12 protein-coding genes and 3 tRNA genes are annotated in these 12,254 nt (G+C 73.8%); 7 read left to right on the forward strand and 8 right to left on the reverse strand.

Annotation, left to right across the window (positions count from 1 at the left end):
* Nucleotides 1-78: 78 nt before the first annotated feature.
* Entirely contained in the window at nt 79-669 is a 591-nt protein-coding gene (gene leuD, locus DMP17_RS40225; protein ID WP_226350226.1) for a 3-isopropylmalate dehydratase small subunit, read from the reverse strand.
* Nucleotides 669-2,096, reverse strand: a complete 1,428-nt coding sequence (leuC, locus tag DMP17_RS40230; protein WP_226366740.1) for a 3-isopropylmalate dehydratase large subunit — start codon at nt 2,094-2,096, stop codon at nt 669-671. Before leuC ends, leuD begins: the two co-directional genes overlap by 1 nt.
* 64 nt (nt 2,097-2,160) lie before the next feature.
* Between leuC and DMP17_RS40235 the strand changes: the two genes are divergently transcribed.
* The 5 genes from DMP17_RS40235 to DMP17_RS40255 all read left to right on the forward strand — a co-directional run bounded on the left by DMP17_RS40235 (nt 2,161) and on the right by DMP17_RS40255 (nt 7,244).
* Nucleotides 2,161-2,865 carry an IclR family transcriptional regulator gene (locus DMP17_RS40235; protein WP_226350224.1) on the forward strand — a complete coding sequence of 235 codons (705 nt, stop codon included), beginning with the start codon at nt 2,161-2,163 and terminating at the stop codon, nt 2,863-2,865.
* Between the two features lie 116 nt (nt 2,866-2,981).
* The gene (locus tag DMP17_RS40240) at nt 2,982-4,745 is read left to right on the forward strand and encodes an Hsp70 family protein (protein WP_337832300.1); all 1,764 of its coding nucleotides are present in this window, start codon (nt 2,982-2,984) and stop codon (nt 4,743-4,745) included.
* Nucleotides 4,746-4,807: 62 nt separating this feature from the next.
* Nucleotides 4,808-5,251, forward strand: a complete 444-nt coding sequence (locus DMP17_RS40245) for a MarR family winged helix-turn-helix transcriptional regulator (RefSeq protein ID WP_337832301.1) — start codon at nt 4,808-4,810, stop codon at nt 5,249-5,251.
* The gene (locus tag DMP17_RS40250; protein ID WP_337832797.1) at nt 5,251-6,648 is read left to right on the forward strand and encodes an MFS transporter; all 1,398 of its coding nucleotides are present in this window, start codon (nt 5,251-5,253) and stop codon (nt 6,646-6,648) included. The genes DMP17_RS40245 and DMP17_RS40250 overlap by 1 nt, the downstream gene beginning before the upstream one ends.
* On the forward strand, nt 6,645-7,244 hold the full coding sequence (locus tag DMP17_RS40255; RefSeq protein WP_337832302.1) for a cysteine hydrolase: 600 nt from the start codon (nt 6,645-6,647) through the stop codon (nt 7,242-7,244). The genes DMP17_RS40250 and DMP17_RS40255 overlap by 4 nt, the downstream gene beginning before the upstream one ends.
* A 48-nt stretch (nt 7,245-7,292) precedes the next feature.
* On the opposite strand, the gene DMP17_RS40260 is transcribed toward DMP17_RS40255, so the two are convergent.
* The 4 genes from DMP17_RS40260 to gltX form a co-directional block, all read right to left on the reverse strand.
* A tRNA-Glu gene (locus DMP17_RS40260) sits at nt 7,293-7,365 on the reverse strand.
* Nucleotides 7,366-7,413: 48 nt separating this feature from the next.
* Nucleotides 7,414-7,489 (reverse strand) — tRNA-Glu (locus tag DMP17_RS40265).
* 58 nt (nt 7,490-7,547) lie between these two features.
* Nucleotides 7,548-7,619: transfer RNA gene (locus DMP17_RS40270), tRNA-Gln, on the reverse strand.
* A gap of 55 nt (nt 7,620-7,674) precedes the next feature.
* Entirely contained in the window at nt 7,675-9,153 is a 1,479-nt protein-coding gene (gltX, locus tag DMP17_RS40275) for a glutamate--tRNA ligase (RefSeq protein WP_226350219.1), read from the reverse strand.
* Nucleotides 9,154-9,269: 116 nt separating this feature from the next.
* Here gltX and DMP17_RS40280 point away from each other — a divergent pair, with 116 nt between their 5' ends.
* Nucleotides 9,270-9,578 carry an EthD family reductase gene (locus tag DMP17_RS40280; protein ID WP_226350218.1) on the forward strand — a complete coding sequence of 103 codons (309 nt, stop codon included), beginning with the start codon at nt 9,270-9,272 and terminating at the stop codon, nt 9,576-9,578.
* A 43-nt stretch (nt 9,579-9,621) separates the two neighbouring features.
* Here the strand turns inward: DMP17_RS40280 and DMP17_RS40285 are convergent, their stop codons facing one another.
* On the reverse strand, nt 9,622-10,662 hold the full coding sequence (locus tag DMP17_RS40285; RefSeq protein ID WP_062397147.1) for a 3-isopropylmalate dehydrogenase: 1,041 nt from the start codon (nt 10,660-10,662) through the stop codon (nt 9,622-9,624).
* Nucleotides 10,663-10,907: 245 nt separating this feature from the next.
* Between DMP17_RS40285 and DMP17_RS40290 the strand changes: the two genes are divergently transcribed.
* Nucleotides 10,908-11,918, forward strand: coding sequence for an LLM class flavin-dependent oxidoreductase (locus DMP17_RS40290; RefSeq protein WP_226350635.1), 1,011 nt, complete (start codon nt 10,908-10,910; stop codon nt 11,916-11,918).
* Nucleotides 11,919-11,948: 30 nt separating this feature from the next.
* Here the strand turns inward: DMP17_RS40290 and DMP17_RS40295 are convergent, their stop codons facing one another.
* Nucleotides 11,949-12,209 (reverse strand): hypothetical protein, encoded by a 261-nt coding sequence (locus DMP17_RS40295; protein ID WP_226350217.1) that lies wholly within the window; start codon nt 12,207-12,209, stop codon nt 11,949-11,951.
* Between the last annotated feature and the right edge of the window lie 45 nt (nt 12,210-12,254).

Consider the following 12,254-nt stretch of genomic DNA (forward strand, 5'->3'; position numbering starts at 1 on the left):
CATACCATCCATCAGTACAGGTCCGAACGGGTGATCACCACGACATCTGTCGGAGCATGGTGACCACCCGTGTTCGGATCAGGCCAGAGTGCGTGGCATCCGGGCGGGCCGGGTTCCCTCGAACGCGGTGATGTCGGCCTCGTGCCGCAGGGTGAGTCCGATGTCGTCGAGACCCTCCAGCAGCCGCCACCGGGCGTAGTCGTCGATCTCGAACGGCACGGTCAGGTCGCCGGCCTGCACGGTCTTCTCACCCAGGTCCACGGTGATCTCCGTGCCGGGCTCGGTCTCGAGCTTCTTCCAGATCAGCTCGACGTCGGGCTGGGCGACCTCGGCGGCCACCAGACCCGCCTTCGCCGAGTTGCCGCGGAAGATGTCGGCGAACCGCGACGAGATGACGACCCGGAAGCCGTAGTCCATCAGCGCCCAGACCGCGTGCTCACGCGAGGAGCCGGTACCGAAGTCCGGGCCCGCGACGAGCACCGACCCCCGGTCGAAGGGCTCGTTGTTGAGCACGAAGGACGGGTCGTCGCGCCAGGCGGAGAACAGGCCGTCCTCGAAGCCGGTGCGGGTGACCCGCTTGAGGTAGACGGCCGGGATGATCTGGTCGGTGTCCACGTTGGACCAGCGCAGCGGCACGCCGATCCCGGTGTGGGTGTCGAACTTCTCCATCAGTCCAGGTCCTCCGGGCTGCTCAGCGTGCCGCGCACGGCGGTCGCGGCGGCGACCAGCGGCGACACCAGGTGGGTACGGCCGCCCTTGCCCTGCCGCCCCTCGAAGTTGCGGTTCGAGGTGGACGCGCAGCGCTCACCGGGCGCGAGCTGGTCGGGGTTCATGCCCAGGCACATCGAACAGCCCGCGGAGCGCCACTCGGCACCGGCGGAGGTGAAGACCTTGTCCAGGCCCTCCTCCTCGGCCTGGAAACGCACCCGCATCGACCCCGGGACGACGAGCATCCGCACGCCCTTCGCGACCGAGCGCCCGTCGAGCACCTCCGCGACCGAGCGCAGGTCCTCGATCCGGCCGTTGGTGCAGGAGCCGACGAACACCGCGTCGACGGGCACCTCCCGCAGCGGGGTCCCACCGGTGAGGCCCATGTAGGACAGCGCCTTCTCCACGGCGGCGCGCTCGCCGTCGTCGGAGATGGCCTCGGGGTCGGGCACGGACTCGCCCAGCGGCAGGCCCTGGCCGGGGTTGGTGCCCCAGGTGACGAACGGGGTGAGCTCGTCGGCGTCGATCCGCACGACCCGGTCGAACTCGGCGCCGTCGTCGGTGCGCAGGGACCGCCAGTCGGCGACGGCGGCGTCCCAGTCGTCGCCGACCGGGGCGTGGTCGCGGCCCTTGAGGTAGGCGAAGGTCGTCTCGTCCGGGGCGATCATGCCCGCGCGGGCACCGGCCTCGATCGACATGTTGCAGACCGTCATCCGGGCCTCCATCGAGAGGTTCTCGATGACGTTGCCCCGGTACTCCAGCACGTGGCCCTGCCCGCCGCCGGTCCCGATCCGCGCGATCACGGCGAGGATGACGTCCTTGGAGGTGACGCCCGGGCGCAGCGTGCCGTCGGCACTGGTCACCTCGATCGCCATCGTCCGGAACGGCTTGAGCGGCAGCGTCTGGGTGGCGAGCACGTGCTCGACCTCGGAGGTGCCGATGCCGAACGCCATCGCGCCGAACGCGCCGTGGGTGGAGGTGTGGGAGTCCCCGCAGACCACCGTGGTGCCGGGCTGGGTCAGCCCCAGCTGCGGTCCGACCACGTGCACGATCCCCTGCTCGGGGTCGTTCATCGGGTGCAGGCGGACGCCGAACTCCTCGCAGTTGCGACGTAGGGTCTCCACCTGGGTCCGCGAGACCTCGTCCGCGATCGGGGCGAGGACGTCGAGGGTCGGGACGTTGTGGTCCTCGGTGGCGATGGTGAGGTCCGGACGGCGCACCGGACGGCCCGCGAGCCGGAGCCCGTCGAACGCCTGCGGGCTCGTGACCTCGTGCACCAGGTGCAGGTCGATGTAGAGCAGGTCGGGCTCGTCGCCCTCGCCCTTGCGGACGAGGTGCCGGTCCCAGACCTTCTCGGCCAGCGTGCGCGGCTTCTCTGCGGTGGTCACGCCCGCCTCCTCTGTGATCTGATCGCGGTGGACTTCCCAGATCGTGGGAAGTTAGTATCGGAACGTGGGACAGTCTAGCGGGATCGGCGTGCTCGACAAGGCCGTGGGGGTTCTCCGGGCGACGGCGGAGGGGCCGTGCGGCCTGGCGGAGCTCTGTGAGCGCACCGGCCTGCCCCGGGCGACGGCCCACCGGCTCGCCGTCGGGCTCGAGGCGCACGGGATGCTGCTGCGCACACCGGACGGGCGCTGGCACCCCGGCCCGACCCTCGGCCAGCTCGCGGGCGGACGGCCGGACCCGCTGCTCGACGCCGCGGCCGCCGTGCTGCCCCGGCTGCGCGACATCACCGGCGAGAGCGTCCAGCTCTACCGGCGCGACGGGATCCACCGGATCTGCATCGCACACGCCGAGCCGCCGTCCGGCCTGCGGGACACCGTGCCCGTCGGCTCCCGGCTGCCGATGACCGCGGGCTCCGGGGCGAAGGTGCTCGCCGCCTGGTGCGACCCGGCCACGCAGCGGCTCATCCTCGCCGACGCGAGCTTCTCCGAGCGCGTGCTCGTCGACGTCCGCCGCCGCGGCTGGGCACAGAGCGTCGCCGAACGCGAGGCCGGGGTGGCGTCGGTGTCGGCCCCGGTGCGCGACGCGGCGGGCCAGGTCGTCGCCGCCGTCTCGGTGTCCGGGCCGGTGGACCGGATCGGGCGCCGTCCGGGGGTCCGCTGGGCCGCCGACCTGCTCGCCGCGGCCGACGCGCTGCAGCACCGGCTCACCTGATCGGCCCCTGCCTGCGGTACCGACGCGACTGAGGTGACGGTTCCGGGCTCCACTACCGTGTGGAGGTCCGGCACCGGGCCGGACCCTTCGGACATGGTCGGCACACCGGGGAGACGATGGGTTACCTGCTGGGCATCGACGTCGGCACCACCCGCACCGCGGCTGCGGTCATCGGCTCCGGCACCGTCGAGATGGTCACGCTCGGTGACCACTCGGTCGACATCCCGTCCGTGGTCTACGTGGCGCCCGACGGCGGTCTGCTGTTCGGCGAGGCCGCCGAGCGCCGCGCGCTGACCGAGCCGGACCGCGTCGCCCGCGAGTTCAAGCGGCGCATCGGCGACCCCACGCCGATCCCGCTGGGCGAGCAGTCCTTCGCCCCCGAGCAGCTGTCCGCGCTGCTGGCCGAGCACGTCGTCGACGTCGTCGCGCGCACCGAGGGCGGCGCGCCCGAGCGCATCGCGGTGACCCACCCGGCGTCCTGGGGCACGCACAAGTGCGACCTGTTCGCCGCGGCCCTGGCCGAGCGCGGCCTGACCGTCACCTTCCTCACCGAGCCGCAGGCCGCCGCGCTGCACTACGCGACGAACGAGCGGGTCGAGCCCGGCGCGACCGTCGCCGTCTACGACCTGGGCGGCGGGACCTTCGACGCCGCCGTGGTGCGCAAGGAGGCCGCGGGCGGCGGGTTCACGCTGCTCGGCAGGCCCGAGGGCGTCGAGCAGCTCGGTGGCGCCGACTTCGACCAGGCCGTCGTCGACCACGTGCGCGACGCCGTCCCGGCCGCCTTCGAGGGGCTCGACGAGACCGACCCGAACGTCCTGTCCGCGATGGCCCGGCTGCGCCGCGACTGCCGCGAGGCCAAGGAGGGCCTGTCGGCCGACACCGAGGTCTCGATCCCGGTGTGGCTCGGCGAGGTCCGCACGACGGTGCGCCTGCACCGCAGCGACTTCGAGGAGCGCATCCGGCCCCGGCTGGAGGAGTCGGTCGAGGCGCTGCAGCGCGCGATCGCCTCGGCCGGGCTGGCCGCGTCCGGGCCGTCGGTGGTGCTGCTCGTGGGCGGGTCCTCGCGGGTCCCGCTGGTCGCCGAGCTGGTCTCCACCGGGCTCGGGCGTCCCGTGCAGGTCGACGCGGATCCGAAGAACACCATCGCGAAGGGCGCCGTCGTCGCGCTCGGGCCGGCCGACCCCGTGCCCGGCACCGGCTCGGGCGGGTTCGGCGCGGTGTCGGCGAGCAGCGGTCTCGCCCTGGCCCCCGACCCCGGCCCGCTGCCCTGGGAGAACCCGGACCCGGTCACCGACCGGATGCCGACCGGCGGCACGACCCAGCTCGACGGCGACCGCACCGCCTACCTCGAGGGCGCCCGCGCCGACCCGCCCACCGACCGCTTCCCCGTCGTGCCGCCGATGGGCTACGACCAGACCGCCGTGCACGGCTACGGCGGGTACGACGGCTACGACGACGGCGAGACCACCGTCGCCCCCGGGCCCGCACCCGTCCGCCGCTCCCCCGCGCTGCTCATCGGCGCCGGCGGGGTCGTCGCGGCGCTGGCCGTGCTGGGCACGGTGTTCCTCTGGCCGCAGGACCACTCGATCGGCAACGCGATCCCCAACCTCCCCGCGACGCCGACGACCACCGAGGCCCCGCCCCCGACGACGGTCGAGGAGCAGCCGGTCCGTCAGCCGGAGCGGACCCGGGAACGCACCACCGAGGCCGTCCCGACGACGACCGACGCCCCGATCCCCGTGCCGCCGCCGGTCGTGACCACGACGACGACCGCCCCGCCGCCGCAGAGCTCGACGTCCTCGTCGTCCTCGACGCCGCCTCCGCCGGACAGCTCGACGCCCAACCCGCCGGAGGGGAACCCGGTCCCGCCGGGCACCTGAGGCAGCCGACAGATCGACAGTCCGGATTGATGAATCCGGACTGTCGACATATCGTGGGTTGCATGCCGCAACCGAGCACGGGGACCGCCGCCGCCACCACCGCCCGCGCGGTCCGGATCGGCGTCGGCCGGCTGCGCCGCCGCATGCGCGAGCACTACGACCGCGACCAGCTGACGGCGTCGCAGACCGCGCTGCTCGGCCGCCTCGACCGCGGCGGCCCCAGCACCGCCGCCGCGCTCGCCGCCGCCGAGGGCGTCCGCCCGCAGTCGGTCGCGATGTCGATCGCCGCCCTGGAGGAGCGCGGCCTGGTCGAGCGCCGCCCGGACCCCTCCGACGGGCGCCGTCAGATCGTCTCGGTCACCGACCCCGGCCGCCGGTTCACCGCCGACGCCCGGTCCGCCGGGGAGGACTGGCTCGCCGGGGTGCTCGCCGACCGGCTCTCCCGGGACGAGCTGCGCACCGTCGACGAGGCGATGCGGCTGCTGGAACGGGTGACCGAGCCGTGATGCTGCACCGGAGCCGCCGTACCGGCCCGCCCACGTTCGACCGCCGGCTGCTCGTGCCCATGATCGGCGGGGCCGTGCTGAACCCGGTGAACTCGTCGCTGATCGCGGTCGCGCTGGTGCCGATCGGGCTCGCCCTCGGCGCCCCCGCGACCGAGACCGCCTGGCTGGTGTCCGGCCTCTACCTCGCGACGGCGGTCGGCCAGCCCGTCACCGGGCGCCTGGTCGACCTGTACGGGCCACGCCCGCTCTACCTGGCCGGCGCCGTGCTGGTCGGCGTCGGCGGGGCCCTGGGTGCGCTCGCCCCGGACGTCTGGTGGCTGGTCGCGGCGCGGGTCGTCATCGGGCTCGGGACCTGCGCGGGCTACCCGGCGGCGATGGCGCTGATCCGCGGCGAGGCCGACCGCACCGGCACCGACAGCCCGGAGGGCGTGCTGACGGTGCTGTCGATCGCGACGTCGACGATCGCCGTCGTCGGGCCGAGCCTGGGTGGGCTGCTCCTCGGGGTCGCGGGCTGGCGGGCGGTGTTCGTGGTGAACATCCCACTGGCCCTGCTGTGCCTGGCGCTCGGTGCGCTGCGGCTCCCCCGCACCCCGGTCGCCCAGCGGGGCGTGCGGGCCGCACTGCGCCGGGTCGACCCGCCGGGGATCGTGCTGTTCGCGGTCACCGTCGTCGCGCTGCTGCTCGCCCTGCTGCACCCCGACGCCGGCGCGGTCGCCCCCGCGGTGGTGGCTGTCGCCGCCGGGGCGGGGCTGGTGGTGCGCGAGCTGCGGACCCCCGAGCCGTTCCTGGACCTGCGGGTGCTCGGCGGGAACGTGCCGCTGCTGCTGACCTTCGTCCGCGCGGTGCTCACCGCGACCGTCTCCTACTGCGTGCTGTACGGCTTCACCCAGTGGCTGGAGCAGGGCCGCGGGCTCACCCCGGCGACGGCCGGACTGGTCCTGCTGCCGATCTTCGTCACCGGGATCGGGGTGACCGCGCTGACCGGCAGGCGGCGCGCGGTCCGGGGCAAACTGCTCGTCGGCGGCGCGGCCCAGGTGCTGCTCGCCGCACTGCTGTTCACCCTCGGGCCCGCCAGCCCGGTCTGGGTCATCGTCGTCGTCGCACTGCTCGCCGGGCTGCCGCAGGGCCTGAACAACCTCGCCGTGCAGAACGCGGTCTACCGGCAGGCCGACCCGGAGCGGGTCGCGTCCTCGGCCGGGCTGATGCGCACGTTCTTCTACCTGGGCGCCATCGCCGCCTCGGCCGCGGGCGGGATCGCCTTCGGCGGCGGTACGGCGGGCGACGGCCTGCCCGTCCTCGCCGCGGTGATGCTCGTCGCCTCGACGCTGTTCGTCCTGCTCACCCTCGCCGACCGTTCACTGGCCCGGCTCGCCGGACCGGAAGGAGCACCCTCGTGACCGACCAGCTCGATCCCACCCGCACCGTGGTGCTCGTCATGGACTACCAGCGCTCGATCGTCGACGCGGCGGCCGAGCGCACCGGGCACCCCGCGCCGGTCGACGCCGCCGCGCGCGCCGTCGCCACCGCCCGGGCCGCGGGCGCCCTGGTGGGGCACGTGCGCGTCGCCCTCACCGACGAGGAGGTCGCCGCGGCCCCCGCACACAGCCTGTTCGGCCGGGCGATCGCCGCGCGGCCCGCCGGGTCGATGCACCCCGACCACCCCGGCACCGCCTTCGACGAGCGGGTCGCCCCGGAGCCCGGGGACGTCGTGGTCCGCAAGTCGCGGGTGGGGGCGTTCTCCACCACCTACCTCGACGCGCGGCTGCGCGCGGCGGGCGTCACCACCGTGGTGCTCGCCGGGCTGTCGACCAGCGGGGTGGTGCTCACCACGGTGCGCGAGGCCGCGGACCGGGACTTCCGCGTCGTCGTCCTCGGCGACGCCTGCGCGGACCCGCGGGCCGACGTCCACGACGTCCTGCTGTCCGCGGTGTTCCCCACCCAGGCCCTGGTCACCACGACCGACCGGCTCCCCGGGCTGCTCGGCGCGACCTGACCCGGGCACGACGAAGGCCCCGCTCCGTGGAGCGGGGCCTTCGTGGAGTAGTCCCGACGGGATTTGAACCCGCGCTACCGCCTTGAGAGGGCGGCGTCCTAGGCCGCTAGACGACGGGACCAGGACATTCGGCTCGATCTCGATTGCGGACCCCCTGCGAGGGAGTCCGTGGTAGTCCCGACGGGATTTGAACCCGCGCTACCGCCTTGAGAGGGCGGCGTCCTAGGCCGCTAGACGACGGGACCTTGGACGAGACCGTGCCGATTGTCAGAAATCATCATTCCGGAGAATTCGTGATTTCCGCTGGGGTACCAGGACTCGAACCTAGACTAACTGAACCAGAATCAGTCGTGCTGCCAATTACACCATACCCCATCGAAAAGCGGGCCCCGTTCCGGAGCGAGGCCCGCTCTCCGTTGATGTAGGTACTCTAACCCATGCCCTGGGAGCGTCTGACACCGGCCCCCAGGCGGGCGAGCGACCGCTCGCGGCCCAGCAGCTCCATGCTCTCGTAGAGCGGCGGGGACACCGTGCGCCCGCTGATGGCGACGCGGACGGGGGCGAACGCCTTCCGCGGCTTGAGCTCCAGACCGTCCACGAGCGAGGTCTTGAGCGACTCCTCGATCGCGGCGGCCGACCACTCCGGCAGGTCCGTGAGCCCGGCGACGGCGGCCTCCAGCACCGGGGCCGCGTCGGCGCCCAGGTTCTTCGCGGCGGCGTCGTCGTCGGGGGTGAAGGTGTCCTCGTCGCGGAAGAGGAAGGCCAGCATCCGGGCCGCGTCGGACAGCACCTGGCTGCGCTCCTGCACCAGCGGCGCGGCGGCGGCGAGCACCGAGCGGTCGGGGTCGGTGATCCCCTCGGCGGCGAGGTACGGCACGACGCGCGCGGCGAAGTCGTCGGGGGCGAGCAGGCGCAGGTGCGCGGCGTTGATCGCCTCGGCCTTCTTCAGGTCGAAGCGGGCGGCGTTGCTCGACACCCGGGACACGTCGAAGGCGGCGACCATCTCGTCGAGGGAGAACACGTCGCGGTCCTCGGCGATCGACCAGCCGAGCAGCGCGAGGTAGTTGAGCAGCCCCTCCGGCACGAACCCGCGGTCGCGGTAGTGGAACAGGTTCGACTGCGGGTCCCGCTTGGACAGCTTGCGGTTGCCCTCACCGGTGACCAGCGGGAGGTGGGCGTAGGTGAAGGGGCCATGGCCGATGCCGACCCGGGCCAGCGCCTCCAGCAGCGCGATCTGCCGCGGGGTGGAGGCCAGCAGGTCCTCCCCTCGCAGGACGTGCGTGATCTCCATCAGCGCGTCGTCGACCGGGTTGGTCAGCGGGTACAGCGGGGTGCCGTCGCCGCGGGCCAGCACGAAGTCGGGCACCTGCCCGGCCCGGAACGTGATCTCGCCGCGGACGAGGTCGGTGAAGGTGATGTCGTGGTCGGGCATGCGCAGCCGGTAGACCGGGGCGCGGCCCTCGGCCCGGAACGCGGCGCGCTGGTCCTCGGTGAGGTCGCGGTCGGCGTTGTCGTAGCCGAGCTTGGGGTCGCGGCCCGCGGCGCGGTGCCGGGCCTCGATCTCCTCGGCGCTGGAGAACGACTCGTAGACCTCGCCGGCGTCGATCAGCCGGCGCAGGGCGTCGGCGTAGACCTCGCCGCGTTCGCTCTGCCGGTACGGCCCGTGCGGGCCGCCCTTCTCGACGCCCTCGTCCCAGTCGAGGCCGAGCCACTCCAGCGCGTCGAGCAGGGCCCGGTAGGACTCGTCGGAGTCGCGGGAGGCGTCGGTGTCCTCGATCCGGAACACCAGGGCCCCGCCGTGATGGCGGGCGTGGGCCCAGTTGAACAGGGCGGTGCGGATGAGGCCGACGTGCGGGGTACCGGTGGGCGACGGGGAGAACCGCACCCGGACCTGGGCTGGAGTACTCATGGTCGGTCCAGCGTATCGACCCCGTACGGAGGGGTGGTGCACGCGGGCGCCGGATGGACCATGGTGGAGGCAGTCGCGGCGCACCGGAGCGCCGTGCGACGCGAGGAGGGAACCCCGTGTTCCAGTTGACCGCTCTCTACAACCACCCCGAGGACGTCGCCGCGTTCGACACGCACTACGACACGGTGCACGCGCCGCTGGCACGGAAGATCCCCGGCCTGGCGCGGTTCACGGTCTCCCGGCCCGCGCCGGGTCCGGACGGGGCGAAGCCGGCGTACCACCTGGTGGCCGTGCTGGAGTTCCCGGACGCGGCCGCGTTCCAGGCCGGCATGGGCGGCGAGGAGGGGCAGGCGGCCGTCGCCGACCTCGAGAACTTCGCCGGCGCCGGGGTGTCCCTGCTGACCGGGCCGTCGAACCAGATCTGAGCCGGTGGGTGGCCGCCGGGCTCCGGCGGCCACCCGTACCGCGTCAGTTGGTGGCGACCTCGCGGCTCGACACGAGCGCGGCGAGCCGGTCCCCGATCGACGAGGTGTTGCCCGTCGCCGCGTGGTCCCGAGTGGCCAGGTCGAACGCGACCGCGGCCTCGATGCGGCGGGCCGAGTCACGCTGGCCCATGTGGTCGAGCAGCAGCGCGACCGACAGCACGGCGGCCGTCGGGTCGGCGATGCCCTGGCCCGCGATGTCCGGAGCGGAGCCGTGCACCGGCTCGAACATCGACGGGTTGGTACGGCTGGCGTCGATGTTGCCGCTGGCCGCCAGGCCGATGCCGCCGGTGACCGCCGCCGCCAGGTCGGTGAGGATGTCGCCGAACAGGTTGTCGGTGACGATCACGTCGTACCGGCCCGGGTCGGTGACCAGGTGGATCGTGGTCGAATCGACGTGCTGGTAGGCCACCGACACCTCGGGGTACTCCAGCGACACCTCCTCGACGATCCGCGACCACAGCGCACCGGCGAAGGTCAGGACGTTGGTCTTGTGGACCAGCGTCAGGTGCTTCTTCGGCCGACGCTGGGCGCGGGCGAACGCGTCGCGCACGACGCGGTCGATGCCGAACGCCGTGTTCTGGCTGACCTCGGTCGCGATCTCGTGCGGGGTGTCCTTGCGGAGCAGGCCGCCGGTGCCGACGTACGGACCCTCGGTCCCCTCGCGCACGACCACCAGGTCGATCTCCGGGTTGCCGGCCAGCGGGCCGCGCACCCCCGGGTAGAGCCGCGCGGGGCGCAGGTTCACGTGGTGGTCCAGCTCGAAGCGCAGACGCAGGAGCAGGCCGCGCTCGAGGATGCCGCTGGGCACCGACGGGTCGCCGACCGCGCCCAGCAGGATCGCGTCGTGCTGCTTGATCTCGGTCAGCACCGTCTCCGGGAGCAGCTCGCCCGTGGAGTGCCAGCGGGCGGCACCGAGGTCGTACTCGGTCGTCTCCACGTCGCGGGCGACCTCGCCCAGGACCTTGAGTGCCTCGTTGATCACTTCCGGGCCGATGCCGTCACCGGGGATGACCGCAAGGCGCATGACCTCGTCCTCTCGTCGTACTGCTGGCCGCACGCTACCGCCTGCCGACGCAGGGTCATCGTTCGGCCACCCGGTGGGGTGGTCCCGTCCGGGTGACGCGTGCGCCGCACGCGGTCGGAGTACCCGCGACACGCGGCCGTTCCGGGGACTCCGGCCCGTTCCGAGGGGTGGGACGCCCGCCGCGGCCGTCACCCGTCCGGATGGTAGTGGGGAAGAAGCGCGACGACGGCGTCGTTGCCCCGGACGTGCCCACGCCCGACCGCCCGCTGCGTCGCCTCGGCTTCCTCACCATCGGTTCCTTCGACGGCGACGACCCCCGCCCCGGCCACGAGACGACCCTGGAGATGATCGCCCTCGGCGAGCGTCTGGGCTTCGACTCGGCCTTCGTCCGGCACCGTCACCTGCAGTTCGGCATCTCCTCGCCGGTCGCGGTGCTCGCCGCGGCGAGCCAGCGGACCTCGCGGATCGAGCTCGGGACGGCCGTGGTCCCGCTGGGCTGGGAGAACCCGCTGCGCCTCGCCGAGGACCTCGCGACGGTCGACGTGCTCTCCGGCGGCCGGCTGAACCCGGGCGTCTCTGTCGGGCCGCCGATGCAGTGGGAGCACGTGCGGGACGCGCTCTACCCGGACACCGCCGACGTCGAGGACTTCGGCCGCGAGCGGGTGTCGCGGCTGCTGCGCCTGGTGCGCGGGGAGCGGGCGAGCACCTTCTCCGGGACGGTCGGGATCGAGTCGTTCTCCGAGCGGGTGCAGCCGCACTCCCCCGGTCTGGCCGGGCGGATGTGGTACGGCGCGGGCAGCGACTCCTCCGCCGTCTGGGCCGCGGGGCAGGGCCTGAACCTGCTGACGAGCAACGTGGTGCGCTCCGGCGGGGAGACCGACTTCGCCGCGATCCAGTCCCGGCAGATCCGGGCGTACCGCGAGGCGAACCCCGCCGGGCGCGTGTCGCAGGGCCTGGTCGTCGTCCCGACCGACTCGGCGACGCCCGCCCAGCGCGAGCGCTACGCCGCCTACGCCCGCGAGCGCGACGCCCGGGTCGGCGTCCCGCAGGGCCCGGCCGGGCTGCTGTTCGCCCGCGACCTGGTCGGCACCTCCGCCGAGATCGCCGAGCGGCTGTGGGCCGACGCCGGGTTCCGCGAGGTCGACGAGGCGGTGTTCGCGCTGCCGTTCGGCTTCCCGCACGACGACTACGTCCAGATCGTCACCGACATCGCCGGCGCGCTCGGACCGGCGCTGGGCTGGGCGCCGCGCGGCTGACCCGGCGGCCGCGGCACGGCCGCCCCGGGCTCAGTGCCCGGCGCGCGGCAGCGCTCGGCGGGCCCGCACCCGGCCAGGGGCCTCGATCATCGCGACGAGCGCGGCGAGGACCACGAGCATGCCGGGGCCGATCGTCATCGTCGCCGACGGCGGCCCGGTCACGATCGCCATCACCGACACGACGTAGGGCACCGTCAGCGACAGCCCGGTGACGAAGCCGACGCCGAGCAGCACCAGGCACCCCACACCGACCGCCGTGCCCGCCAGTACCAGTGCCCGCAGCCAGCTCACCGGGTCCCCCTCCGCTCGTGGCGAGCAGACACGATCCCACGACCG

The organism is Pseudonocardia sp. TMWB2A (assembly GCF_017312135.1).

Excerpts from the sequence above, each read along its gene's own strand:
- leuD (WP_226350226.1), bottom strand. The coding sequence starts at position 669 with ATGGAGAAGTTCGACACCCACACCGGGATCGGCGTGCCGCTGCGCTGG.
- DMP17_RS40240 (WP_337832300.1), top strand. The coding sequence starts at position 2,982 with ATGGGTTACCTGCTGGGCATCGACGTCGGCACCACCCGCACCGCGGCT.
- DMP17_RS40245 (WP_337832301.1), top strand. The coding sequence starts at position 4,808 with ATGCCGCAACCGAGCACGGGGACCGCCGCCGCCACCACCGCCCGCGCG.
- DMP17_RS40250 (WP_337832797.1), top strand. The coding sequence starts at position 5,251 with ATGCTGCACCGGAGCCGCCGTACCGGCCCGCCCACGTTCGACCGCCGG.
- gltX (WP_226350219.1), bottom strand. The coding sequence starts at position 9,153 with ATGAGTACTCCAGCCCAGGTCCGGGTGCGGTTCTCCCCGTCGCCCACC.
- DMP17_RS40285 (WP_062397147.1), bottom strand. The coding sequence starts at position 10,662 with ATGCGCCTTGCGGTCATCCCCGGTGACGGCATCGGCCCGGAAGTGATC.